A 25,112-nucleotide genomic window follows, 5' to 3' on the forward strand; every position below is an offset into this window, starting at 1 on the left:
TATTAAGGGTTAGTTTTTTAAAAGTATTTTTTGTAAAGCTTGTCTTGCTAACTGATCTGCTCCTTTATTTTGTGATTGTGGTATCCACTGAACAAAAAATAAAGGAAACTGACGCAGTTTTTCTTTGATAAGGACAAGATAGGCATTGAAGATATCTTTTTTTACGTAGTTTTTTTTAATTGCAGAGGCTACTAATTTACTATCTGTATACATCATTAAAGTTTCACCGGTTAGTTCATGGTCAATTAAGTAATCAAGCCCTTTTATAAGTGCTTCAAATTCAGCTTCGTGATTGCTCATTTCCTTATCAAGTGGAATAGATAATTGTTCATATCTGTTTTCAGCACTGATAACAATTCCAACACCGCTGGGACCTGGATTATTTTTTGTAGAAGCGTCTGTATATAGTTTTATCATATTCCATTCATTTCCTTTCTTTTAAATGGGTTTTTAAGTTGGGGTATGTTAGAATAACAGTACTTTCGTATAAGGAGCGCAACGCATTGAATGAGAATTCTCGAGTAAAATTTTCCCTTTCATTAGAACCAGCTTTTCAAGTTATTTATTGGTCAATTTGCTGGTTACTATTTTTTTCGCTACTTATTGTAGCTTTGGAAACACAAACGTTTAATTTAATACTGATTTTCATGGTGATCCTTGTTGGGATACTTATATTTTATGGCTTAGGTTCTACTTTACAGATAAAAAATGATAGTTTGAAAATTAGTTATTATAGAGGGATTTACAACAAGTTTATTCCAATAGATGAAATAAAAAAAATAACCTTCTCTGCTAAAAGAGAAGTTAATATATGTTTAAATCAAGATAACGTGGTTCATATCTATTTAAACATAAAAAATAAAAAGAAATTTTACGAGTATCTAAAAAAGAATGCACCTTTGATTTTTTTAGAAGAGAAAAATAACTGGGACGAGTTGTCTAAATTTGAATAAGAAAAAACGATACGCCTGAGGGTGTATCGTTTTTTAGCTGCTTTTAAAAATTAAATCTAGTTAAGAGGGTGTGGTTAGTCAACGACGGTAACCTTAGTTGCTTGAGGGCCTCTTGTACCTTCTAAAATTTCAAAAGAAACATTTTGTCCGCTGCTTAACGATTTAAACTCTTCTCCATTAGCAATTCCTGTAAAGTGAATAAAAATGTCTTCGGTTTCGTTGTATTCAATGAATCCGTAACCTTTTTCATTACTGAACCATTTGACTGTTCCTTTTTCCATCTACGACACCCTCCCTAATAAGCTGTTCAAGTAGAATCGAGTCACTTTTCTTAACAGAATTGTAAGACAGGACCTAATGCTATTATAGGAATAAACGATACATTCGTCAATGATGTGTGGTTTGAAAATAGAATGCCTAAATGATTCACTTATTTAAGTAAAATACGTTAAACTAATTATAGGAGGTTGATTGATTTGGATACAGTGTTAACAAGCCATTTAGTTGAAATGGCTAAGAAACGATCACAGGAGTTCAACGTTGAGGGTTTTGTTTACGGGCAAGGACCTAGTCATCCTAAATTTTTATTAGTAGGGGAAGCCCCAGGAGAGACGGAAGCAGTGAACGGTATTCCTTTTTCTGGAAGGGCCGGTAAGGAACTTATGCGTTTTTTTGAATTATTAGAAGTTGATCGTACTGAAGTTTATATTTCAAGTGCTTTTAGAAGTAGACCTTACCGATATAAAGAAAAAATGGATCGCAAAACCCAACAACTTGTTTCTCGAAAATACAATCGCCCACCAACTAAACAAGAACTGATTGCTCATGCTCCTTTACTTGATTATGAAGTAGAAACAATCCAGACACCTTATATTTTGACGATGGGAAATATTGGATTACAAAGGTTGCTCGGTCCCAAAATGAAAGTTTCTGAGCAACATGGAAAACTTTATCATGGGCCTGTAATGCGTTTAGTTTCTTCGGAAGATAATACGTATACTTGGACTGAAAAACACTATGCTGTTTTTCCAACGTTTCATCCGGCGTCGATTTTCTATAATCGACAATTAGTTGAAACCATTCATGAGGACTTAGCACAATTTAAAAAATTGATTAATAAAACTTAATTAGAGCAACTTAAAGATATTATGAATAAAAAATGGTAGAATGTTAAAGATGAATGAAAATGTTTGATAGAGGAAAGTGGAGATAAAAGATGAAAGAATTAAAAGTACAGAATTTAACAAAAACCTACGGAGAAAAAGTATTATTCGATGAAATCAATTTTTCAATAATGGAAGGCGAAAGAATCGGCCTAATCGGTGTAAATGGTTCTGGTAAAACAAACCTACTGAATGTGATTACTGGAAAGGATAGTGCTGAAAAAGGCAGTATCCAAAAACCAAAAGATTATACCATCAGTTATTTAATGCAAGAACCAGATTTGAATCCAGATAAATCCGTTTTCGATGCTGTTTTTGAGGGAGACACGCCTATTTTAGCTGCTGTTAGAAACTACGAAAGAGCTTTAGATTTATTAACAGCAGATCCAATGGATGAAAAAAGCCAAAACAGATATTCAAGAGCTGAACAAGCAATGAATGATGAAAATGCTTGGATAGCTGATACAAATGCAAAAATGATTTTGAACAAACTTGGAGTCATTGATTTAGAGCAGTTGGTAGGAACACTATCTGGTGGACAGAGGAAACGTGTTGGCTTAGCGCAAGTATTGATCCAAGAACCGGATTTACTCGTTTTAGACGAACCTACAAACCATCTAGACTTTGAAACAATTACTTGGTTAGAGGGCTATTTAAGTTCGTATCGAGGAGCTTTACTGCTAGTAACCCATGACCGTTATTTCTTGGATCGGATCGTTAATCGAATGATTGAATTGTTCCATGGAAATGCAACTTTTTATACAGGAAATTATGAACAATATGTAGTCGAAAGAGCTCAAAGACAAGAAGCGGCTGTAGTAGCAGACCATAAAAGAAAACAAATGTATACGAAAGAATTAGCCTGGATGCGTACTGGAGCAAAAGCACGTTCAACAAAACAACAAGCTAGGATCGGTCGATTTAAAGACTTAGAAGACAATTTAAATCAATCTAATGTAGACGAATCAGTTGAAATGAATTTAGAAGGTTCTCGTTTAGGGAAAAGAGTATTCGAATTGAAGGATGCATCGCTTAATTTAGGTGGAAAAGTAATTTTAGATCACTTCAACATGTTGATTCAAACGAAAGATCGAATTGGAATCAGCGGTGAAAATGGAGCGGGTAAATCAACTTTCTTAAATGCTTTAGCCGGTAGATTCCCATTAGATTCAGGAGACATAGTTGTCGGTGAAACTGTAAAAATCGCGTATTTTACGCAAGTAATTGAAGAAATGAATCCCAATAAGCGTGTAATTTCTTATTTACAAGAAGTAGGAGAAGAAGTGGAAATAACTAATGGTGAAAGAATCAGCGTAACAAACCTGTTGGAACAGTTCTTATTCGAGCGCCATACACATGGTACGCTGATCGGAAAATTATCAGGTGGAGAAAAAAGAAGATTGTATTTATTGAAGTTATTGATGCAACAACCAAATGTATTGTTGCTTGATGAACCGACAAATGATTTAGATATCGCAACTTTAACGGTCTTAGAAGATTATATTGAAACATTCCCTGGAGCCGTTATTTCAGTTTCCCATGACCGTTACTTCTTAGATAAAACAGTAGAGAAATTATTGATATTTGATGGACATGGAAAAATCAGACCCTTTTATGGCAGTATTACAGATTATATAGAAGAAGAAAAAGAGAAAAAACAAGGCCGCTCGGTTCAAAGTAGCGATTCAGTTACAAAAGTTGCCTCACAACCGGAATCAATTGATGTAGATGAAAAAGTGAAGTTAACTTTTACAGAACAAAAAGAGTGGAGCACGATTGAAGAAGAGATGCTTGATCTTGAAAACAAAATAGAAACGCTTAAAGAAGAAATGTTAAAAGCTGGGAGTAATTTCAGTTTGTTACAAGAACAACAAGAACAAGTAGCTACTTTAGAAAAAGAATTAGAAGAAAAAATGAATCGCTGGGAATATTTAAGCCAATATGCGAATGATTAATTTATAGGAGGTAAAATGGTGGAATCAGAATATTTAAATTTAGGAAAAAAAGTCTTGGAAGATGGTCATGTAAAGACAGATCGGACAGGAACAGGAACTAAAAGTCTTTTTGGTTATCAAATGCGATATGATTTACAAAAAGGTTTCCCCTTACTAACAACGAAAAGAGTCCCCTTTGGTTTAATTAAAAGTGAATTGCTTTGGTTTATTAAAGGCAATACGAATATTCGTTATTTATTGCAACACAATAACCATATTTGGGATGAATGGGCTTTTGAACGGTTTGTCAAAAGTGAAGAATATGTGGGACCTGATATGACTGATTTCGGCAGAAGAGCCTTAGTTGATGAAGAATTTAAAGCTGTTTATGATGTTGAAAAAGAAGCCTTTTGTACACGTATTTTAGAAGATGACACATTTGCTGCTAAATACGGTGAGCTGGGAAATGTATATGGAGCTCAATGGAGAAGATGGAAAACGACCCAAGGAGAGACCATAGATCAACTGAAAGATATCATTCACCAAATCAAAACAACACCAGATTCAAGGCGTATGCTTGTTTCAGCATGGAATCCAGAAGACGTTCCTAATATGGCTTTGCCTCCTTGCCATACGTTATTTCAATTTTATGTTGCTGATGGAAAATTAAGCTGCCAATTGTATCAACGAAGTGCAGACATCTTTTTAGGTGTGCCGTTTAATATTGCGAGCTATGCTTTATTAACACATTTAATAGCGCATGAGGTTGGTTTAGAGGTTGGAGATTTTGTTCATACGTTAGGTGATGCACATCTGTATTCAAATCATTTTGAACAAATGGAAAAACAATTAGCAAGAGAGCCTAGGGATTTTCCAACGATCGCATTGAATGAATCAAAGACTAGTATCTTTGATTTTGAGATGGAGGACATACAAATTGAAGGATATGATCCTCATCCAGGAATAAAAGCTCCAATAGCGGTTTAATCTGAAGAGAAAGTAGGAAACGAAATGATTGCTTTTTTATGGGCTCAAGATAAAAATGGTGCAATAGGGTATAAAGGTACTTTGCCTTGGTATCTGCCAAACGATTTAAAGTTTTTTAAACAAATGACTATAAATAACGCTGTAGTGATGGGAAGAAAAACATTTGAAGGGATGAACAAATGCCCTTTACCAGATCGTATCAATATTATTTTAACTACTGATCCTAATTACCAAGCAGATGGGGTCAAAATTATGCACAGCCGAGAAGAAGTGTTGGATTTTGCAAAAGACTACTCTGGAGATACTTTTATTACTGGGGGAGCTAACGTGTTTAGTTTCTTTATGGATGATGTTGATGTATTGCACCGCACAATGATTGAAGGCGAGTTTGAAGGAGATACCTTTATTCCAGAAATAGATTGGACGAAATGGAAACTTGAAAAAACAGAAGAGGGTATCTTAGATGAACGCAATAAATACCCTCATATTTTTGAAACATTTGCACGAAAAAGGTAAACCCATTCTTCCTTTATAAATGGTATACGAAGAATAAAGAATCTGGTATACTATTTCCATATATTTACAGGTAAAGGAGTTTTTATCATGAAAAAAGGAAAATCAATTCTAAAAAGCTTCCTTTTTTTAATTATTGGAATTGTTTTAGTGGTGGGTACTCTGACAGTCTTATTCCGAACTCGTTCGAATGATGATCAAGAGACAACAGAAACAAAGAAAGAACCGCTTCATATTGTTGCTATTGGTGATTCATTAACTGAAGGTGTTGGAGATTCTACTAACAGCGGAGGATATGTTTCGATTGTCGATGAATTACTAGAAGAAACTCAAAGTTATCAAGAAGTGACCACCAGTAATTATGGAAAAAGTGGAGATCGAAGTGACCAAATATTAAAACGATTTTACGAAGATGAAACGATGCAAGAAGACATTCAAACTGCTGATATGGTTGTTTTAACCATTGGTGGAAACGACATTATCCAAACATTTAAAAATGATTTTTTAACCATCGATGAGCAAAAGTTTATTGCTCCAGAAAAAACATACGAACAAAACTTGAAGAGTCTTCTAATGGAAATTAAAGAATTAAATCCTAAGATTGAAATTTATGTCTTTGGTATCTATAATCCCTATTATGTTTATTTTCCTGAAATTACTGAAATGCAAACAATAGTAGATAAATGGAATGAAAAAACGCAAGCAATCGTAAATGAAACAGATAATGCTACTTTTCTTTCTATAGCCAGCTTATTTAATCATTCCTCGGAGTCAGTAGGAAAAGAGAATCAGCTATTGGATGAGCAAAACATTGATGCAATAGAAGTTGTCAATCCGTATTTATATGAAGAAGATTTGTTTCATCCTAATAGAGCCGGTTATAGATTGATGGGTGAGGAATTGTTTCAGGCTATCGTAAATAATTAAAAAGAATTTTTTTGAAAGTAAAAGGTGTGTTATGGAGAAAAAGAGAGATCAGCAAAAGAATAAAGTAAATGGTTGGAAATGGGCTTTTCTAGGATTGCTTTCAGTGGTATTAGGTATTATCATATGGGCCTTTACTCAAATGACTCCTATTATTATAGGAGAACCAAATCTTGAGACCAGAGACACTAAAGATGAAGTTATGTTTCAAGTATCAACGAAAAAAGATGATGTTAATCAATTGGTAGCTTCGTATCTTAAAGATGAAAAAATTGTAAAAGGTCCCGTTAATTACCAGTTTAGATTGGAAGAGCAAGCACAATTAGTGGGTACTTTTCAATTGTTTGGTCATGATATCCAATTTCAGTTATTTTTAGAACCATTTGTTATGGAAAATGGTAATTTACAATTTAAAGCAACTGGTCTTTCAATTGGGAGATTTAACGTCCCTATTACCTTTGCGATGAATCAAATTGAAAATCAATTGAATATTCCAGAGTGGGTAGCGATTGATAGTGAACAAGAAACGATTGTTTTTAATTTAAATGAATTCACTTTAGATAGCGGTATTCATTTTTCAGTGGATAAAATTAATTTAGCTGAAAATGATATTCGAGTGAACGTTTACGTTCCAGCTGATTAAAGTGAAATGAATTGGAAAAGGATGATGTAAGTGAAAGAGACGGCTATTTTTGCAGGAGGATGCTTTTGGTGTATGGTTTCGCCTTTCGACGAGCAACCTGGAATTGAAAGAGTTGTATCAGGCTACACTGGAGGACATACCGTCGATCCTACTTACGAAGAAGTGCTGACCCAAACAACTGGGCACACTGAAGCTGTTGAAATAACCTTTGATCCTTCAGTTATTTCATATGAGGAATTGGTGGACATCTATTGGAATCAAACGGATCCCACAGATGCAATGGGTCAATTTCAAGATAGGGGAGACAACTACCGTCCCGTCATTTTTGTTCTAAATGAGAACCAAAGAGACATTGCGGAGAAATCTAGACAACGGTTAAGCGAAAGCGGAAAGTATAAAAATACTATTGTAACAGTAATTGAAGAGGTTCAACCTTTTTATCCAGCTGAAGAACAACATCAAGAGTTTTATCAAAAAAATCCAGAAAAGTATGCTCAAGAAAAAGAAGAGCGTTTGCACTATCAGCAAAGTAAAGAAAGGAATTAGTTCAATGCAACGTCCGTTTTATCATTATTTAATGACTGAAAGAGATCCACATAAAAAGGATGCTGTCACCTTATTCGCAAATGCTGTTTATTTAGATGACGGTTTTCCAAAACAATCAGAAGATTATCATGAAGTTAGTCATTATCTAGAATTAAATGGCACATACTTAGAAGAAATGACAACTTTTGACACAGCTTGGGAAATTTATTTAGACAAAGATAACTAAAAACAAACTACCATACAACTAGGAGGAAATAATCATGAGTGTACACATTGAAGCTAAAGAAGGCCAAATCGCAGAAACGGTATTGTTACCAGGAGATCCATTAAGAGCAAAATATATCGCAGAAACCTTTTTAACAGATGTAGAACAATACAATCGCGTTAGAAACATGTTCGGCTACACAGGAACGTATAAAGGTCACCGAGTATCTGTTCAAGGAACCGGTATGGGAATTCCTTCTATGATGATCTATGCTGAAGAATTAATTACAGGATATAACGTGAAAAACTTAATACGTGTAGGAACTGCTGGTGGAATGCAAAAAGACGTTAAAGTACGTGATGTGATTTTAGCTCAAGGTGCAACAACAGATTCTGCTGTTGTTAAAAATACATTTAATGATCAAGTTCAATTTGCTCCTATCGCTGATTTTGATTTACTAAGAACAGCTTATGAAATTGCTGTCGCACAAGGAATGGATGTTAAAGTAGGAAATATCTTATCTGCTGACCGTTTTTATAATGAAGAACTAGACAAAAAGAAACTTGCAGATTATGGTGTATTGGCAACTGAAATGGAAGCAGCTGGTCTTTATACTCTAGCAGCTAAACACAATCGTCGCGCTTTAGCTATTTTAACCATAAGTGATCACTTGATCACCGGGGAAGAAACTTCTTCAGATGAGCGTGAAACAACGTTTAATGATATGATGATCGTAGCTTTAGAAACAGCTTTAAAATTTAAATAAATGAGTAATAGTTAAAAACAACTTCAGCAGTAAAATCAATTGACCGCATCCAATAATTAATCGAAACCAGAGAGGAAGCTTACACATGGAGAATGAACCAAACAAAGAAAAGAATAAAAAAGGCATTAAGCCTTGGGCATATGGAGCTTCTCTCATAGTAGTTGCTGCACTTTCAATTGGTGGAACAATGGCTGTTACAAATGCAAATGATGATGAATCACCTACTAAAAATCAGTTGAGTTCATCAGAAGCAAGCGTAGAAATGAATGCAGATGAATTTGAAAAAATCCAAGAGGTATATGATGCCTTAATGTCGGATTACTATCAAGGGGTTGAAGGAGAAGCTTTGATTGAAGGAGCCATCACCGGCATGACGGAAGCTGTTGAAGACCCTTATACTCAATATCTTGATGTAGAAGAATCTACTTCTTTAAATGAAAGTATCTCTGCTTCTTTTGAAGGAATTGGTGCTGAAGTAATGAAACAAGGAGATAATGTCATGATCGTGTCTCCTATCGCAGGTTCTCCAGCCGAAAAAGTAGGATTACTGCCGAATGATATTATTTTAAAAGCAGGTGATCAAGAATTAACAGGCTTAAACTTAAATGAAGCGGTGTCGTATATTCGAGGTGAAAAAGGCTCAGAAGTGGTGCTAACCATAAAACGTGGCGATGCTACTTTTGAAGTGACGGTTGTGCGGGATACTATACCTGTTGAGACAGTCGTTTACCAGTTAGATGAAGAAGATCCAACGATTGGGTATATTGCTATCACAAGTTTTTCTTCACCAACTTATGATGACTTAGTGGCTGCAATTGAAGATTTAAGAGAACAAGGTGCTGAATCTTTTGTCTTTGATGTTCGTCAAAATCCTGGTGGGTTATTAAATGCCGGATTGAGTATTTCTAATTTATTTTTAGAAAATGGCGATACTATTTTACAAACGCAAGAAAAAGATCAAGAACCGATTCCTATCGTTTCTGATGATGTGACAATGGGTGACTTTAAAGTAACGGAACTTTCTGTCTTATTAGTGGATGAGGGAAGTGCCAGTGCCTCCGAAATTTTAGCGGGTGCAGTTAATGAATCCGGCAATGTCAAATTGATCGGTACTCAGACATTTGGAAAAGGAACCGTTCAAAACGTAGCTACATTTGATGACAGTAGTGAATTGAAGATGACCGTTGCGAAATGGTTAACACCAAGTGGCAAGTGGATCAATGACGAAGGAATTAAACCAACTATTGAAGTAGCTTTACCTGATTATGCTAATTTATTGATTATTGATAGTTCAAAAACATATCAATTAAAAGATGTATCCGCAGAAGTTGAGAACTTAGAAAAAGTATTAGAGGCGCTAAACTATCCTGTAGAATCAGTAGATGGATACTTTGATGAAGCAACTCAAGAAGCGGTCAAACAATTTCAAACAGATAAAAAATTACCTGTTGACGGTATTGTAACAGGTGAAACGGCTACTCAACTCATTGAATCATTGAGGACTCTAATAGATGAAAATGATACTCAATATGAGGCTGCTATCAAAGAATTGCAATCTAGTCAACCTGCTGAATAAAAAGCGAATGGCTAGGAAATCACAATCGTTAACAACTTGATGCCAAAAGAGAGATAGGAATTTGCTATCTCTCTTTTGGTTAAATCATTGCCCTAAATAAATAGTTATTTTTTAGATTTTCTTGTATGATAGAATAAATAGATTGATTTGGAGCGAATGTAATGAGACAAAAGTCTTGGAAGGAATTTTCATGGGAATGGTTTAAGGCGTTATTATTAGCTGGATCAATCACTGTTTTACTGCGAAATTTTATCTTTATTCCTATGACTATTGAAGGTTCTTCTATGATACCAACTTTTCAACAGGACGATCAAATCATAGTTAGAACCATCTATAATAATATAGAAAGATTTGATTTAGTTGTATTTCATGATTCGTCAAATCGAACACTTGTAAAAAGAGTCATTGGGTTACCGGGAGAGGAAATTCGCTACGAAAGCGATCAGTTGTATATCAATGATCAAAAAATTGAGGAAAAATTTCTCGATAATGATTTAGTTAATCATGCTGGAGGGGTATGGACATCTGATTTCACTTTAGAAGAATTAACTGGAACTAAAATAGTTCCAGAAAATGAGTATTTTGTATTAGGGGATAATCGCAGATCAAGTAACGACAGTCGCTATTTTGGGAGTGTTCCACTAGATTCGATTATTGGCGAAACGTCTTTTACTTACTATCCATTTAATCGTATAAAGTTTATTCCATAAATAGTATAAGAAGGTAGGGAGATGCAATTGAGTAAAATTAATTTTTCTGATAATCAACATCAGAATAAAAGTACTTTCGAACCGAGAAATACGCGTCATCTTTCCCCAAGTCAAAAACGCAAAGAAAATAAAGGCCGCGGAAATGAATTTTTAAGTACTGTACTATATGGTGTTGTAGCGCTGATAATTTTTCTGCTGATTCGACATTTTCTATTTGCTCCGGTAAGTGTAGACGGTGAATCGATGGCACCTACGTTAGAAGATCGAGATCGTTTGATTTTAAATAAAATCGACAAGATAGACCGTTTTGATGTGATTGTATTCCCAGCTCCAAGTGAGCCGGATAAACAGTATATCAAACGTGTTATCGGTCTACCAGGAGATACGATTCGGTATCAAGATGATGTTTTGTATATCAATGGGGAACCCATTGAAGAAGAGTATTTGAAAAAGTCCATCGAAAATATGACAGCAGGGGATACTTTTACCGAAGACTTCTTATTAGCTGCTAAAACAGGCGAAGAAACGGTTCCTGAAGGCACTTATTTTGTCTTAGGTGATAATCGTCAAAATTCAAAAGATAGCCGATTTAGTGAAGTTGGGTTTATAGACGCGTCTACTGTCAGTGGAACAACAAATCTTCGCATATGGCCACTTGAAAAGTTTGGTTCGATTGACGAGGATTAACAAATGAAATAAAAAAAAGAATACAATAATGTGGTTCTTTTTTTGTGTAAATAGAAAGGTGAAAATTAAATGACCATTCAATGGTTTCCAGGGCATATGGCAAAAGCAAGACGCCAAGTAACAGAAAAAATTAAGCTAGTCGATATTGTTTTTGAACTAGTAGATGCAAGACTGCCACTATCAAGCCGCAATCCAATATTAGATGAAATCATTGGAGAAAAACCAAGAATCATCATTTTAAATAAAAGTGATTTAGCGGATCCATTAGAAACAAAAAAATGGGTAGCTTATTTTAACGATCAAGGAATTGCGGCTGTCCCAATTGTTGCTCAAGAAGGAAAAGGCATGAAGCAATTAATGGAAAAAGCAAAAGAGCTTTTACAACCTAAATTTGATAGAAGAGCCGCTAAAGGTATAAAACCTCGTGCAATTCGAGCAATGAGTATTGGAATTCCTAACGTGGGGAAATCAACATTGATCAATCGTTTTGTAAAGAAAAATATTGCTCAAACAGGAAATAAACCTGGTGTGACAAAAGCACAACAATGGCTGAAGTTAGGCAAAGAATTGGAATTACTGGATACACCAGGGATTCTTTGGCCGAAGTTTGAAGATCCTGAAATTGGGAAGAAATTGGCTTTAACTGGAGCAATAAAAGACACTATTTTACAACTAGATGAAATTGCTATGTATGGATTGGAAGAAATGAAAATTAGAAATCCGGAAATGCTTGCTAAACGATACAGATTAACAGAAGAAGAATTAAATCTTGAATCGCCAGATCTGCTTATGTTGATCAGTGAACGAAAAGGGTATAGAGATGATTATACTCGTGCAGCCGAATTGATTGTTTTTGAAATTAGAAGCGGTAAAATTGGGAAGTATACGTTAGATATAGCACCGATTTCTTTACCCAAAAGGCATGATAGCTAAAATGGAAAAACCGCTGACCATTACGGCAATAAAGGAACTATTAGCGACCATTACTCATCCGGATGATGAACGACTGGTTTTAATCAAGAGCGATTCTCGTAAAGGTGTATTAAATGCGTATAGATCTTGGGAAAACCAATTGAGAAAGCAACAATTAATTCTCGAAAAACAACAAGAAATGCTACAAATAGAGCAATTTTTTTGGGAAAAAGGAACACAATTTATTGCTGGAATCGATGAGGTAGGAAGAGGTCCGTTAGCTGGCCCTGTGGTTGCAGCTGCGGTCATCTTGCCGCAAGACTTTAATGTCTTGGAAATTAATGACTCTAAACAATTATCAAGTGCAAAAAGAGAAGTGTTATTTGACCAAATTCAAGAATCTGCATTAGCTATTGGGATTGGTATAAAAGACCATCAAGTCATTGATAAAGTCAATATTTATGAAGCAACTAAATTGGCTATGATTGAAGCTGTTGAACAATTGCCTCAACCGCCAGAACAATTGTTGATCGATGCAATGCATCTACCGGTCACTATTCCCCAAGAAAGTTTCATTAAGGGAGATTCAAAGAGTTTGTCTATAGCTGCTGCTAGTATAGTTGCTAAAGTAACAAGAGACAGAATGATGGCCGAATATGATACAGTGTATCCGGGATACGGTTTTTCTAAAAATGCGGGTTATGGAACAAAAGTCCATTTAGAAGGTTTAGAAAAACACGGAGTATGTCCTATTCACCGAAAAACTTTTGCTCCTGTTAAGAATTTATTAGTTTAAAGAGATTTGTAGTGAAACAATAAAAAAAAACGAAGAACCGGGATAAAACCCGTTCCTTCGTTTTTTTATTGAATATGACTACGATATAATCCGATTACTTTGCCTAAAATGGTTACTTCATTAAGTAGAATAGGACTCATGGTGTCATTTTCTGGTTCTAAGCGATAATGATCTTCTTCTTTATAAAATCTTTTGCACGTTGCTTCGTCTTCTACGGTCATAGCAATGACAATATCGCCATTATTTGCAGTGCTTTGCTTACGAATGATCACTTCATCACCATCAAAAATACCAGCATTGATCATGCTTTCCCCACGTATGGTTAACATAAAAAGAGAATCATTTTCAAATTGCAAGTTTGGAGGCAATGGGAAATAATCTGTTGCTTCTTCTACAGCTAAGATCGGTTCACCTGCTGTTACAGTTCCCAGTAAAGGTATTTTATCAAGTGCAATGCCTAATTTTGATAATCCTAGTTGTGTTAGTTCTATTGCTCTTGGTTTGCTAGGATCTCTTTGGATGTAACCATTTTTTTCTAAACGAGAAAGGTGACCATGAACGGTTGAGGTAGAAGATAAAGAAACAGCCGTTCCGATTTCTCTTACAGTTGGAGGGTAACCTTTCAATTTAACTTGACTGTATATATATTGTAGAACTTCAACTTGTCTTGATTCGGGATTTTTACTCATAATATATATAAACACCTCATTTCTATTTATTTTATCATTTTAAGATTACCATATATGATAGAACAAATCAAACAAACGTTCGTAGATTTAGAGGATTAAAAGGTGTTTTTTTCAAAGAAATTTGTTATAGTTGACTAATAAATAAAAAAGTGGAGTGATTCGATGTTACCAAAAGATCAAATAGAACGAATAAATGAGTTAGCAAAAAAATCAAAAAACAAAGGATTGACTATCCAAGAACAAGTTGAACAAAAGGAATTAAGAGATGCTTATATAACAGCTTTTCGTGGCGGAATGAGAAATACTATTGAAGGTGTAAAGATAGTAGATGAAGAAGGCAATGATGTTACACCCGATAAATTGAAGGATATACAAAAAGATAAAGGTCTTCACGGAAGATAAAAGAATGTTTGTTCAATAATGGGATAACCATGAAGTTCTCCCATTTAATAACATTCTGACCATGAAAGCGTTGCACTTGAGTGGAAATAATAGTAAACTAATAGAGTACTATAAGAGAGTTAAAATCGAAAGGATGATTTTTTTGTTTGATAACACAGACCAATTAGCAGTAAATACAATAAGAACACTAAGTATGGATGGTATACAAAAAGCCAACTCTGGACACCCAGGATTACCTATGGGGGCTGCTCCAATGGCTTACACATTGTGGACTAAACAATTAAAAGTAAATCCAAAAAACTCGAAATGGTTCGACCGTGACCGTTTTGTATTATCAGCTGGACACGGATCGATGTTATTATACAGCTTGCTGCATTTAGCTGGATATGACGTTAAAATTGATGATTTAAAACAGTTCCGTCAATGGGACAGTAAAACACCTGGACATCCAGAAGTGAACCATACTGACGGAGTAGAAGCAACAACTGGTCCATTAGGACAAGGAATTGCAAATGCTGTTGGAATGGCGATGACAGAAGCTCATTTAGCTGCAGTTTACAACAAAGAAGGCCATGCTATTGTAGATCACTTTACTTATTCTTTATGTGGAGACGGCGACTTGATGGAAGGTATCTCAGCTGAAGCAGCTAGTTTAGCAGCTCATTTGGAACTTGGGAAATTAGTTGTTCTTTATGATTCAAACGATATCTCTTTAGATGGACCGACATCTAAAGCCTTTACTGAAAATGTTGGACAACGTTTTGAAGCTTATGGATGGCAACATATTCTTGTAAAAGACGGAAATGATTTAGAAGAAATTAATGCAGCAATTGAAGCTGCAAAAGCTGAGACAAAAAAACCTACTCTAATCGAAGTGAAAACAATTATTGGATTTGGTGCTCCGAATGCTGGAACACATAAAGTCCATGGTGCACCACTTGGAGCAGAAGGAATTGAAGCAGCTAAAAAAGCATATGGCTGGGAAGGCGAAGACTTCTTTGTTCCTGCTGAAGTAGCAGAACGCTTTAAAGAAACAATGGTTGACCAAGGAGCTAAAGTGGAAGAAGAATGGAAGGCATCATTTGAAACTTACCGTACGGAATATCCAGAATTAGCAGAACAATTCGAGTTATCTTTAAAAAATGAATTGCCACAAAACTGGGATGCTGAATTACCAACCTATGAAGTTGGAGACAATGCATTGGCTTCTCGTGTTACAAGTAGCCAAGTACTAAATGCTATTGCAAAAAAAGTTCCTTATTTATGGGGCGGTTCTGCTGATTTGTCATCATCTAATAATACAATGATAGCGGATGTAAAAGATTTCCAAGCTGGTCAATATGATGGAAGAAATATTTGGTATGGTGTTCGTGAATTTGCGATGACTGCTGCAATGAATGGAATCGTTTTGCATGGTGGAACTAGAACTTATGGTGGGACATTCTTTGTCTTTACGGATTACTTGCGTGCTGCTGTTCGTTTAGCGGCTATATCTAAGTTACCGGTAACTTACGTGTTCACACATGATTCAGTTGCTGTGGGAGAAGACGGCCCAACTCATGAGCCAGTAGAACATTTATCTAGCTTACGCAGTATGCCTAACCTATCTATTCTTCGTCCAGCAGATGGAAATGAAGTTGTAGCTGCTTGGGAATTAGCCATTACTTCAGTTGATCACCCAACAATGTTGGTGTTATCTCGCCAAAACTTACCCGTATTGCCAGGAACAAAAGAAGGCGCACGTACGAATGTTGCTAAAGGAGCATATGTTATTTCTCCTCAAGCTGGCGAAAAACCAGAAGGAATTCTTTTGGCATCAGGTTCTGAAGTAGCGTTAGCTATTGAAGCTCAAAATGCTTTGAAAGAAAGCGGGAAAGATGTTTCCGTTGTTTCTGTTCCAAGTTTTGATTTATTCGACAAACAAGATGCAGCATATAAAGAAAGTGTTTTACCAAAAGAAGTACGCAAACGTGTATCTATTGAAATGGGGGCAACATTTGGTTGGGAACGTTATGTAGGCCTAGATGGTGCTTCAGTAGGTATAGATAAATACGGTGCAAGTGCTCCAGGAGCGACAGTTATTGAAAACTATGGCTTTACAGTTGAAAATGTTGTGAAAACATACAATAACTTATAAAAAAAATGACCGTGTAAGTTGAAAGTTTAACTTACACGGCTTTCTTTTGTAAGTAATTGGGATGAATTGCGACTTTTTAGCGTAAGAAGTAGAATTTTAGTTTATTTTTCCACTAATATTTAGTACAATTAAGACTTGAGAGGTTCGAAAGGAGTGAATCAAAAATGAATTTAGGTCTTGCTATCTTTTTAATTATTTTAGCCTTAGTTGGTGGAGCAGTCGCTGGTTTCTTTCTTGCTAGAAAATACATGATGGATTATTTCAAAAAAAATCCGCCAGTTGACGAAAATATGTTGCGTATGTTAATGATGCAAATGGGACAAAAACCATCAGAAAAGAAAATTAAACAAATGATGTCGTCAATGAAGACACAAACAACAAAAACGACTAAAAAAAAATAAGGGCACATATTGCCTTATAATACTAACGTGCGAGCAGATATTTATCTGTTCGCGTTTTTTGATTAACAGGATCATTAGTAAAGGGGTGAGGGAAGAAAATGGGAATTTATAAAAAATTAGGTTGGTTTTTTAAACAAGAAAAAAAAGCGTATATTACGGGTGTGATATTTTTGTTTCTTGTAGCAATTATTCAATTAGTTCCACCTAGAATAGTGGGAATTATTGTAGATGAAGTTGGCCAAGGAACGCTAACACTTAAAAAATTGATCCAATGGTTAAGTATTTTGATAGGCGCGGCGATTGCTAGTTATTTATTTCGTTACATTTGGCGTGTAAATATTTGGGGAACATCTGCCAAATTGGAACGGATACTTAGAACACGATTGTTTAACCACTTTACCGAAATGGACAATAGTTTTTTTCAAAAATATCGTACGGGCGATTTAATGGCACATGCAACAAATGATTTAACGGCAGTTCGAAATGTTGCAGGTGGTGGGATATTGACCTTAGCTGATTCAATTATTACAGGGGGTACAACGATTATTGCAATGGCTCTAGTAGTTGACTGGAGATTAACGTTGATTGCATTAATACCACTTCCGTTGCTTGCTATAGCTTCACGTGTTTTAGGTTCAAAACTCCATGAGCGATTTAGAGGAGCGCAAGCAGCCTTTTCCAATATGAATGATAAAGCGCAAGAGAGTATATCAGGTATGAAAGTCTTAAAAACATTCGGTCAAGAAGACGAAGACGTTGAAGAATTCAGACAAAAAACGGAACAAGTAGTTGCTGAAAATAGAAAAGTGTATAAAATTGATTCGTTATTTGACCCTACGATCACTTTTATCATGGGGATTTCTTATGTACTGACCATTGTAATGGGCGGGAGATATATAAATTCAGGTACTATCACTATTGGTGAATTAATTTCTTTTATTAACTATATAGCTATGCTGGTATGGCCGATGTTTGCTATTGGCCGATTATTTAATATCTTGGAACGTGGAAGTGCAAGTTATAATCGTGTAGAGAAATTGCTTTTAGAGCGTTCGAAAATTATTGAAAAACCCTCAGCATTAACGAAAAAAATAAGAGGAGATATTCATTATTCCATTGATAAATTTACTTACCCTAAATCCGATGTTCCGGCGCTAAAAGAGGTTCATTTTGAATTGAAACGTGGACAAACACTCGGTGTAGTAGGGAAAACAGGAGCTGGGAAAACCAGTATTTTCAAATTGCTTTTAAGAGAATATGATCGTTATCGTGGACGCATTTCATATGGGAATGAAGACATTAGAGATTACACGTTAGATGCCTTGCTACAGCAAATCGGTTATGTGCCACAAGATCAATTTTTATTTTCAACGAGTATCAAAGAAAATATTCGCTTTGCTAATCCAGAACTATCACAAGAAGAGGTTGAAAAAGCCGCAGAGTTAACAGCCATTCATACTGATATCTTAGAAATGCCTAATGGGTATGATACGGTAGTCGGAGAACGGGGAGTTTCATTATCAGGAGGTCAAAAGCAACGGATCTCAATTGCTCGTGCGCTGATTATTAAACCAGAGCTGTTAATTTTAGATGATGCTTTATCCGCAGTGGATGCTAAAACTGAAGAGAGAATATTATCTGCTTTGAAAAAAGAACGTTCAGAACAAACAACGATTATAGCTGCTCATCGAATCAGCAGTGTTATGCATGCAGATGAGATTATCGTTATCGACAATGGTGAAGTTGTGGAACGAGGAACACATGCTGATTTACTTGAACAAAATGGATGGTACAAAGAGATGTTTGATAGTCAGCAGCTTGAACAGAAAATTGAAGGAGGTGCAGACTAATGGAACAAGAATCAACTTGGTCAAAATCATTTACCACCAAAGAACAAGTGACTATTTTAAGACGGATCATTAAGTTTGCCTCGCCTTTCAAACTTCAATTCATAGCTGGTATCTTATTTGGTGTTTTGTTAGCTGTCACAAATATTATTTTGCCAAGAATCCTTCAAGTGTTTATTGATAATTATTTATCAAAAGGGATGGCAACAAATCAAATTATCGGAATGTTTGCTTTGATTTATTTTGGCATGACTCTAGTAAAAATTGTTTTTTGGTACCTTAATCTTTATTTATACAATATGGCTTCTGAACAAACAGTAGAAAATATTCGTAATGCAATCTTTAAAAAGCTGCACACCTTAGGTATGCGTTTTTTTGATCAAACTCCTGCGGGTTCAATTGTTACGAGAGTGACGAATGATACAGAAACCATTAAAGAGTTTTGGTCGGTATTTCTGACTATTATACAAGGGATGCTTGGTGTTATAACATCTCTTATCGCTATGATGCTGTTGAATGTCCAGATCTCTCTATGGATCGTTGCGTTGATTCCAGTATTAGGAGTAGTCATTTGGTATTATCAAAAGTTTAGTTCAAGATTGTACCGAAATATGAGAGAAAAACTAAGTTTGTTAAATTCAAAATTAGCTGAATCAGTTAATGGAATGAGTATCATCCAACAATTTCGTCAAGAAAAAAGATTGCAAAAAGAGTTTGATGAAACGAACATGGAGTATTACAAACTGCGTTATGCAATGGTAAAGACAAATTCAATTTTATTAAGTCCAGTCATTGATTTCCTATATACCCTTTCACTAATTCTTATTTTAGGTTTTTTTGGATATGATTCGTTAAACGGACCTATAAGTGTAGGGGTTATTTATGCATTCACATCCTATGCGCGCAATTTCTTTAATCCTATGACAAGCATGATGGACAGCTTGAGTATCTTTCAAGATGGTATTGTTTCAAGTAGTCGAGTGTTGAATGTACTAGATAATGATGAATATACACCGCAACAACACAAAACAGCAGACGCTGAAATTCAAGCTGCTAAAATTGAGTTTAAACATGTGAGTTTTTCTTATGACGGAAAACACAATGTATTAAATGATATTTCTTTTGTAGCTTTACCTGGACAAACGGTTGCCTTGGTAGGCCACACAGGGAGTGGTAAAAGTTCTATCATTAATGTCATGATGCGCTTTTATGAATTCTTTGAAGGCGAGATCTTGATTGATGATATTCCTATTAAGAATTATCCGATAAAAGAATTAAGGAAAAAAATGGGGTTAGTTTTACAAGATTCCTTTTTGTTTTACGGGACGATCAAAGACAACATTCGCTTGAAAAATCCATCCATAACAGATTTTCAAATAGAAGAAGCTGCTCGATTTGTTCAAGCAGATACCTTTATTGAGCAACTGCCAAATCAATACGATTCTAAAGTCATCGAGCGAGGGGCCAGTTATTCAACGGGACAAAAGCAATTGATTTCTTTTGCAAGTACCATTGTTACCGATCCTAAGATTCTGATTTTGGATGAAGCAACAGCAAATATTGATACCGAAACCGAAGCTCTCATTCAAGAAGGGCTCAAAAAAATGCGGAAAGGTCGTACAACTTTGGCTATTGCTCATCGTCTATCTACCATTCGTGATGCCGATTTAATTCTTGTCTTGGATCATGGAAGAATTGTCGAGCGTGGCACCCATGATGAGTTGATTCAACAAAATGGCATTTATTATGACATGTATCGCTTGCAAAATAATGGTCTTCAGAATGAAGACAGTTTGCCCGGAAATGTTTAGTTTTACATCAAAAATAAGGAAAATAGCGTCAGGTGAACACGATATACTATCTATACAAAAAAGAGCTGGGACAATTTGTCCCAGCTCTTTTTTGTTATTTCGTATAGTCGTATTTAAATGAAGGATCGATTTCCTTATCTAATTGGTCAAAAGCTTGTTGAATTTGTACATCGATCGCTTTTAAATTTTCTTTTGAAAGCTTTAATGTACGATCTATAGTGATTGGATCTCCAAAACGAACGGTTACTTTTTTTCTTTTTAACAGTCCACTTAAAGTCATTGGACCTTGATAAACTGCTGGAATAATTGGCACACCGCTTAATTTAGCAATTGTAGCAGCGCCACCCTTTATTTCATTTGAATGTCTTGTTCCTGTTGGGAAAATCATTAAACTTAAATCGCCATTTTTAAGTATTTTTACAGGCGTTTTAATAGCACTTGGACCAGGGTTAGCCCGATCGACTGGAAAAGCATTTGCGTGTCTAATGATCCAACTAAGGATAGGATTTTTGAACAATTCTTTTTTTGCCATAAATGTAAATGGTTTAGGGCTAGCAGCTAAAGCTAAATAGACTGGATCAATCCAGGTTCTATGAGGTGCCACTAATATATACGATGTATCTGTTGGAAGTTTGTCCCGATTTTCATAATGGGCATTGCCATTTAAAATCGCTAACAAAATGCGTAACGTGCCGCGTAAAATTCTATAAAACAAAATGATTCAACCTCTCATTAATTCAATTTTCTAGTACATTTTTATACTAATAGTATGATTCATAACACGTATTTTAGCAAGTTATTTTTAATTTATCCATTGTAGGTTAGAAAATATAAAATATCTACAGAACGAAAACGGCAGAACCCTACAAATTTAAAAGAAAAAATTTTCTTTTTTACCCATAATGACGTACAATAGAGAGATAGAAAAAAACGTGCTTGAAAAATAATTATTTTATGAAAAGCAAGAAAGTAGGGGAATGTTGAATGAAATGGAGTATACCAGAACGCGTGATTGAGCAAGGAAGACAATATGTTGCAGAAAAACGCGTCCTTTCAGTCAACTCGATATTAGATAAAAAAATATGGTCTGCCGAAGTCATGGGAAGCGACATATTTCATGTTGAATTAGATGGTTCAACAAAGGAAGATGATTTTTGTGAATGTCTTTATTGGAAAAATCATGGCTATTGCAAACATACAGTTGCTGTTGAACTGGAATTGAGAGACAGAAAAATCAGCCGAGTAATGACAGCTGAGAATGCAAAAAAAGTCGCTATTGACTCACCTAACCCAGGTCAAGAGTTAACAGAGTCTTTTACACGTATATTTTTAAATGAAAATAGAAAAATGACTGCTTCTGCTAAACAAAAACAATCATTGAAATTAGAATATAAAGTTGAAGTAAAACCAATGACTACTGCACTTATAAGGACCTCATTTGATGTACTAGCCTTAAGTCTTAAAGCTGGAACAGATAAAATGTATATTATAAAAGATTTGCCATTATTTTTAGAGAGCTTTATTAAAAAGGAAACGGTGGAATTAAAAGCTGGTCAAGAAATTAATTTTAAAGATATCTTGATTAGAAAAGAAGACAATGAAATTTTAACAAATCTATACAAGCAACAGAAATCTATTCAATTGGTTTCTGGAGAAAATAAAGATGCAAAATCACTATTGTCAAACAGTCGTTATTTGATATTGATGACTGCTTTAGCGGAAGAAACGCTTTTAGACTTACAAGACAGTGGGAATTTACAGTTTGTTGCAACAAATAGCACGCATAAAACGGTTATGTTTGTAGAAGATAAAATGCCGTTTTCTTTTGATATTTCACAAAAAAATAATACGGTACTGTTATCCATTACAAGTCTAGCAGACAGTCATCTAAAAGAATACGATTGGTTTGTTGCTGACAATATTGTATTCCAGCCAACATTAGAACAGATGCGTGCGTATCGTCCGCTACAACAGTTTTTACAACGGTACGATGGCGACAATATTACAATAGAACCTGCGGATATGCCTGATTTCACTGCCTATGTCATGCCATTACTTGTGAAAATAGGAAATGTTTCAATTGATGATCAATTGAAAGATTCTTTTGTTCAAGAGCCTTTAGCAACATCTGTTTATTTTGAATATCGGAATGAGGCGGTACATGCCACAGTAGAATTTAATTATAAACACATGGTTTTGTCTACTGACCCTTCTAAAAATCAGCTGCCAGAAGAAGGCGTACAAATTATTCGAGACAGTGAAAAAGAAATGAAAGTCATTAATCAGCTCGTTGGATTTGATTACCACCGTACGGATACGAATTATACAAAACGTATGGTTCGTGATGATGATTTTTATACCTTATTCACGAAAGAAATTCCAACACTGGAATTAGATGCTACTGTTTATGTAGACGATTTATTGGACAGTATGTTTTTGAATCAAATTGATCCTGAGACGATTATCGACTTGCAAAATGAAGGGTCATTTCTTGATGTCCGTTTTGACATTAAAGGAATTACACCTGAAGAAGTAGATGACGTACTGAAAAGTTTAGTAGAGAAAAAAGCTTTTCATAAATTTGATAATGGAACTATCCTTTCATTAGAATCAGAAAGCTTCAAGCAAGTCAGCGATGTATTGAACGAATTGCGTGTCACAAAGAAATTTCAAAATGGTGGGGTCCAACTGCCAAGCTATCGTGGTTTAGAACTGAATGAAAAATTTTCTCTGGATGAAAAAACCAAAGGAACCGTATCAAAGAAATTCAAAAACTTGATACGCGATTTAAACTTCCCAGAAGAATTCGAAGTTGACGTTCCTAAGTCTTTAAATGCTGAATTAAGACCTTATCAAAAAACAGGATTTCAGTGGTTAAAAATGTTGTCTCAATATGGATTTGGCGGTATCTTAGCGGATGATATGGGACTTGGGAAAACCATTCAAGTCATCACTTATATTTTATCTGAAATTGAGGAAAAGGGGAAAAATGATCCTTTCCTTATCGTTGCTCCAGCATCATTGATCTATAATTGGCATTTTGAAATTGAAAAATTTGCTCCTTCAGTTGAAAGTATCGTGATTTCTGGTACAGCTGAAGAAAGAATGCAGTTGATTGAAAATGTTAAGCCAAATCAAGTTTTGATTACATCCTATCCTAGTTTTAGGCAAGATGTTGTTCATTATAAGAAAGTGCCATTTAGCACACTAATTTTAGATGAATCGCAAATGGTGAAAAATCATAACACGAAAACGTCTCAAGCGTTAAGAGACCTAACCATAAAAAAACGTTTTGCATTAAGTGGAACACCTATTGAAAATAAAATTGAAGAATTATGGGCAATTTTCCAATTGATTATGCCAGGATTTTTCCCTTCAATCAAAAAGTTCAAAACCCTTCCAAATGAGCAGATTGCTAAAATGATCCGTCCTTTTGTATTAAGACGAATCAAGAAAGATGTGCTGAAAGAGTTACCAGATAAAATTGAAACCAACTTATACAGTCAAATGACAAAAGAACAAAAAACTGTCTACCTTGCGTATTTACAACGAATCCAAGAAAGTGTAAATAGCATGAATGGAGCAGAGTTTAAAAAGAATCGCATCGAGATCTTGGCAGGATTAACACGTCTAAGACAAATTTGTTGTGATCCTAAATTATTCATTGATGATTACGAAGGCAGTTCCGGAAAATTGGAGCAACTTAAAGAAACGGTTCAAACTGCAAGAGAGAATGGAAGACGTATTTTAATCTTTTCTCAATTTACTTCTATGCTGGCAATTATTGAAAAAGAATTAGATGAGCAAGAAGTTGAAACGTTTTATTTAAGTGGTCAAACAAAACCAAAAGAACGAATTGAAATGGTTAATAAATTTAATGCTGGAGAAAAAGATGTATTCCTTATTTCCCTTAAAGCAGGTGGAACAGGATTGAATCTTACCGGTGCCGATATGGTTATTCTTTATGATCTATGGTGGAACCCAGCAGTTGAAGAACAGGCAGCAGGCCGTGCACATAGAATCGGACAGAAAAAAGTTGTCCAAGTGTTACGTCTAATTGCTGAAGGAACTATTGAGGAGAAAATCGACCAGTTGCAACAAGAGAAGAAGGCTTTGTTTGATCAAATTATTACAGAAGACGGAACGATACAAAAAGAAGGAAGTCAGTTAAGTGAAGATGACATTCGTGAAATTTTGAGTATCGGGATATAATAAGAAATAAAAAACGATAGTTAGGCTTGATTTTTACATCTATATCCTATACAATTATTAACGGTGCTAAAAGCACTGAAAATTATTTCACACTTCAAAGGATGTAAAGGACGGTGCTTGAGTATTCAAGTCTCCTTACAGTTGAATTTGAAGGAGGAAAATAAAAACCAATGGAGGAAATATATTATGGCAGTAATTTCAATGAAACAATTGCTTGAAGCAGGAGTTCATTTTGGTCACCAAACACGTCGTTGGAACCCTAAAATGAAACGTTACATCTTTACAGAAAGAAATGGTA

The 25,112-nt window shown here is 35.1% G+C and carries 26 protein-coding genes; 22 read left to right on the top strand and 4 right to left on the bottom strand.

Annotated features, from left to right (window positions below; genetic code table 11):
• Nucleotides 1-9: 9 nt before the first annotated feature.
• Nucleotides 10-417, bottom strand: coding sequence for a ribonuclease HI family protein (locus ABS911_RS05455; protein ID WP_350466679.1), 408 nt, complete (start codon nt 415-417; stop codon nt 10-12).
• Between the two features lie 86 nt (nt 418-503).
• Here ABS911_RS05455 and ABS911_RS05460 point away from each other — a divergent pair, with 86 nt between their 5' ends.
• Nucleotides 504-953, top strand: a complete 450-nt coding sequence (locus ABS911_RS05460; RefSeq protein WP_350466680.1) for an EbsA family protein — start codon at nt 504-506, stop codon at nt 951-953.
• A 74-nt stretch (nt 954-1,027) separates the two neighbouring features.
• On the opposite strand, the gene ABS911_RS05465 is transcribed toward ABS911_RS05460, so the two are convergent.
• Nucleotides 1,028-1,234, bottom strand: a complete 207-nt coding sequence (locus ABS911_RS05465) for a cold shock domain-containing protein (protein WP_350466681.1) — start codon at nt 1,232-1,234, stop codon at nt 1,028-1,030.
• A gap of 204 nt (nt 1,235-1,438) precedes the next feature.
• Here ABS911_RS05465 and ABS911_RS05470 point away from each other — a divergent pair, with 204 nt between their 5' ends.
• The 14 genes from ABS911_RS05470 to rnhB all read left to right on the top strand — a co-directional run bounded on the left by ABS911_RS05470 (nt 1,439) and on the right by rnhB (nt 13,315).
• A complete protein-coding gene (locus tag ABS911_RS05470; RefSeq protein WP_502880507.1) occupies nt 1,439-2,080 on the top strand; it encodes a uracil-DNA glycosylase in 642 nt (213 codons plus the stop codon).
• 89 nt (nt 2,081-2,169) lie between these two features.
• Nucleotides 2,170-4,071 (top strand): ABC-F family ATP-binding cassette domain-containing protein, encoded by a 1,902-nt coding sequence (locus tag ABS911_RS05475; RefSeq protein WP_350466682.1) that lies wholly within the window; start codon nt 2,170-2,172, stop codon nt 4,069-4,071.
• Between the two features lie 18 nt (nt 4,072-4,089).
• Nucleotides 4,090-5,037, top strand: a complete 948-nt coding sequence (locus ABS911_RS05480) for a thymidylate synthase (protein ID WP_350466683.1) — start codon at nt 4,090-4,092, stop codon at nt 5,035-5,037.
• A 24-nt stretch (nt 5,038-5,061) separates the two neighbouring features.
• The gene (locus ABS911_RS05485; protein WP_350466684.1) at nt 5,062-5,553 is read left to right on the top strand and encodes a dihydrofolate reductase; all 492 of its coding nucleotides are present in this window, start codon (nt 5,062-5,064) and stop codon (nt 5,551-5,553) included.
• 87 nt (nt 5,554-5,640) lie between these two features.
• Entirely contained in the window at nt 5,641-6,477 is an 837-nt protein-coding gene (locus tag ABS911_RS05490; protein WP_350466685.1) for an SGNH/GDSL hydrolase family protein, read from the top strand.
• Between the two features lie 31 nt (nt 6,478-6,508).
• Entirely contained in the window at nt 6,509-7,117 is a 609-nt protein-coding gene (locus ABS911_RS05495; protein ID WP_350466686.1) for a YpmS family protein, read from the top strand.
• Nucleotides 7,118-7,147: 30 nt separating this feature from the next.
• The gene (gene msrA, locus ABS911_RS05500) at nt 7,148-7,663 is read left to right on the top strand and encodes a peptide-methionine (S)-S-oxide reductase MsrA (RefSeq protein ID WP_350466687.1); all 516 of its coding nucleotides are present in this window, start codon (nt 7,148-7,150) and stop codon (nt 7,661-7,663) included.
• Nucleotides 7,664-7,667: 4 nt separating this feature from the next.
• A complete protein-coding gene (locus ABS911_RS05505; protein WP_350450120.1) occupies nt 7,668-7,889 on the top strand; it encodes a YozE family protein in 222 nt (73 codons plus the stop codon).
• A 34-nt stretch (nt 7,890-7,923) separates the two neighbouring features.
• Complete coding sequence (gene deoD / locus ABS911_RS05510; protein ID WP_350466688.1) at nt 7,924-8,634, top strand: purine-nucleoside phosphorylase; 711 nt, start codon at nt 7,924-7,926, stop codon at nt 8,632-8,634.
• Nucleotides 8,635-8,719: 85 nt separating this feature from the next.
• Entirely contained in the window at nt 8,720-10,210 is a 1,491-nt protein-coding gene (locus ABS911_RS05515; RefSeq protein WP_350466689.1) for a S41 family peptidase, read from the top strand.
• Nucleotides 10,211-10,371: 161 nt separating this feature from the next.
• Complete coding sequence (lepB, locus tag ABS911_RS05520; protein WP_350466690.1) at nt 10,372-10,920, top strand: signal peptidase I; 549 nt, start codon at nt 10,372-10,374, stop codon at nt 10,918-10,920.
• A 21-nt stretch (nt 10,921-10,941) separates the two neighbouring features.
• Complete coding sequence (lepB, locus tag ABS911_RS05525) at nt 10,942-11,607, top strand: signal peptidase I (RefSeq protein ID WP_350466691.1); 666 nt, start codon at nt 10,942-10,944, stop codon at nt 11,605-11,607.
• Between the two features lie 69 nt (nt 11,608-11,676).
• Nucleotides 11,677-12,540: a ribosome biogenesis GTPase YlqF gene (ylqF, locus tag ABS911_RS05530; RefSeq protein ID WP_350466692.1), complete on the top strand. Its 864-nt coding sequence runs from the start codon at nt 11,677-11,679 to the stop codon at nt 12,538-12,540.
• Nucleotide 12,541: 1 nt separating this feature from the next.
• A complete protein-coding gene (rnhB, locus tag ABS911_RS05535) occupies nt 12,542-13,315 on the top strand; it encodes a ribonuclease HII (RefSeq protein ID WP_350466693.1) in 774 nt (257 codons plus the stop codon).
• 65 nt (nt 13,316-13,380) lie between these two features.
• Here rnhB and lexA read toward each other — a convergent pair whose 3' ends face one another.
• Nucleotides 13,381-14,004 (bottom strand): transcriptional repressor LexA, encoded by a 624-nt coding sequence (gene lexA / locus ABS911_RS05540; protein ID WP_350466694.1) that lies wholly within the window; start codon nt 14,002-14,004, stop codon nt 13,381-13,383.
• 162 nt (nt 14,005-14,166) lie between these two features.
• Here lexA and ABS911_RS05545 point away from each other — a divergent pair, with 162 nt between their 5' ends.
• The 5 genes from ABS911_RS05545 to ABS911_RS05565 all read left to right on the top strand — a co-directional run bounded on the left by ABS911_RS05545 (nt 14,167) and on the right by ABS911_RS05565 (nt 20,602).
• Nucleotides 14,167-14,406, top strand: coding sequence for a DUF896 family protein (locus ABS911_RS05545; protein WP_350466695.1), 240 nt, complete (start codon nt 14,167-14,169; stop codon nt 14,404-14,406).
• Nucleotides 14,407-14,539: 133 nt separating this feature from the next.
• The gene (gene tkt, locus ABS911_RS05550; protein WP_350466696.1) at nt 14,540-16,543 is read left to right on the top strand and encodes a transketolase; all 2,004 of its coding nucleotides are present in this window, start codon (nt 14,540-14,542) and stop codon (nt 16,541-16,543) included.
• Between the two features lie 164 nt (nt 16,544-16,707).
• A complete protein-coding gene (locus tag ABS911_RS05555; protein ID WP_035022758.1) occupies nt 16,708-16,944 on the top strand; it encodes a YneF family protein in 237 nt (78 codons plus the stop codon).
• A gap of 98 nt (nt 16,945-17,042) precedes the next feature.
• Nucleotides 17,043-18,794, top strand: a complete 1,752-nt coding sequence (locus ABS911_RS05560) for an ABC transporter ATP-binding protein (protein WP_350466697.1) — start codon at nt 17,043-17,045, stop codon at nt 18,792-18,794.
• Entirely contained in the window at nt 18,794-20,602 is a 1,809-nt protein-coding gene (locus tag ABS911_RS05565; RefSeq protein WP_350466698.1) for an ABC transporter ATP-binding protein, read from the top strand. Before ABS911_RS05560 ends, ABS911_RS05565 begins: the two co-directional genes overlap by 1 nt.
• Before the next feature lie 94 nt (nt 20,603-20,696).
• On the opposite strand, the gene ABS911_RS05570 is transcribed toward ABS911_RS05565, so the two are convergent.
• Entirely contained in the window at nt 20,697-21,317 is a 621-nt protein-coding gene (locus ABS911_RS05570) for a lysophospholipid acyltransferase family protein (protein WP_350466699.1), read from the bottom strand.
• A gap of 269 nt (nt 21,318-21,586) precedes the next feature.
• Between ABS911_RS05570 and ABS911_RS05575 the strand changes: the two genes are divergently transcribed.
• A complete protein-coding gene (locus ABS911_RS05575) occupies nt 21,587-24,814 on the top strand; it encodes an SNF2 helicase associated domain-containing protein (protein WP_350466700.1) in 3,228 nt (1,075 codons plus the stop codon).
• Nucleotides 24,815-25,000: 186 nt separating this feature from the next.
• Nucleotides 25,001-25,112: 30S ribosomal protein S2 (locus tag ABS911_RS05580; RefSeq protein ID WP_350466703.1), on the top strand; the 112-nt coding region annotated here is incomplete at its 3' end.

This window comes from Carnobacterium sp. (genome assembly GCF_040274425.1).

Coding starts and splice junctions, on each gene's coding strand:
- ABS911_RS05455 (WP_350466679.1), bottom strand. CDS start 417: ATGATAAAACTATATACAGACGCTTCTACAAAAAATAATCCAGGTCCC.
- ABS911_RS05465 (WP_350466681.1), bottom strand. CDS start 1,234: ATGGAAAAAGGAACAGTCAAATGGTTCAGTAATGAAAAAGGTTACGGA.
- ABS911_RS05475 (WP_350466682.1), top strand. CDS start 2,170: ATGAAAGAATTAAAAGTACAGAATTTAACAAAAACCTACGGAGAAAAA.
- ABS911_RS05485 (WP_350466684.1), top strand. CDS start 5,062: ATGATTGCTTTTTTATGGGCTCAAGATAAAAATGGTGCAATAGGGTAT.
- ABS911_RS05490 (WP_350466685.1), top strand. CDS start 5,641: ATGAAAAAAGGAAAATCAATTCTAAAAAGCTTCCTTTTTTTAATTATT.
- ABS911_RS05495 (WP_350466686.1), top strand. CDS start 6,509: ATGGAGAAAAAGAGAGATCAGCAAAAGAATAAAGTAAATGGTTGGAAA.
- ABS911_RS05505 (WP_350450120.1), top strand. CDS start 7,668: ATGCAACGTCCGTTTTATCATTATTTAATGACTGAAAGAGATCCACAT.
- deoD (WP_350466688.1), top strand. CDS start 7,924: ATGAGTGTACACATTGAAGCTAAAGAAGGCCAAATCGCAGAAACGGTA.
- ABS911_RS05515 (WP_350466689.1), top strand. CDS start 8,720: ATGGAGAATGAACCAAACAAAGAAAAGAATAAAAAAGGCATTAAGCCT.
- lepB (WP_350466690.1), top strand. CDS start 10,372: ATGAGACAAAAGTCTTGGAAGGAATTTTCATGGGAATGGTTTAAGGCG.
- lepB (WP_350466691.1), top strand. CDS start 10,942: ATGCAATTGAGTAAAATTAATTTTTCTGATAATCAACATCAGAATAAA.
- ylqF (WP_350466692.1), top strand. CDS start 11,677: ATGACCATTCAATGGTTTCCAGGGCATATGGCAAAAGCAAGACGCCAA.
- rnhB (WP_350466693.1), top strand. CDS start 12,542: ATGGAAAAACCGCTGACCATTACGGCAATAAAGGAACTATTAGCGACC.
- lexA (WP_350466694.1), bottom strand. CDS start 14,004: ATGAGTAAAAATCCCGAATCAAGACAAGTTGAAGTTCTACAATATATA.
- ABS911_RS05545 (WP_350466695.1), top strand. CDS start 14,167: ATGTTACCAAAAGATCAAATAGAACGAATAAATGAGTTAGCAAAAAAA.
- tkt (WP_350466696.1), top strand. CDS start 14,540: ATGATTTTTTTGTTTGATAACACAGACCAATTAGCAGTAAATACAATA.
- ABS911_RS05555 (WP_035022758.1), top strand. CDS start 16,708: ATGAATTTAGGTCTTGCTATCTTTTTAATTATTTTAGCCTTAGTTGGT.
- ABS911_RS05560 (WP_350466697.1), top strand. CDS start 17,043: ATGGGAATTTATAAAAAATTAGGTTGGTTTTTTAAACAAGAAAAAAAA.
- ABS911_RS05565 (WP_350466698.1), top strand. CDS start 18,794: ATGGAACAAGAATCAACTTGGTCAAAATCATTTACCACCAAAGAACAA.
- ABS911_RS05575 (WP_350466700.1), top strand. CDS start 21,587: ATGAAATGGAGTATACCAGAACGCGTGATTGAGCAAGGAAGACAATAT.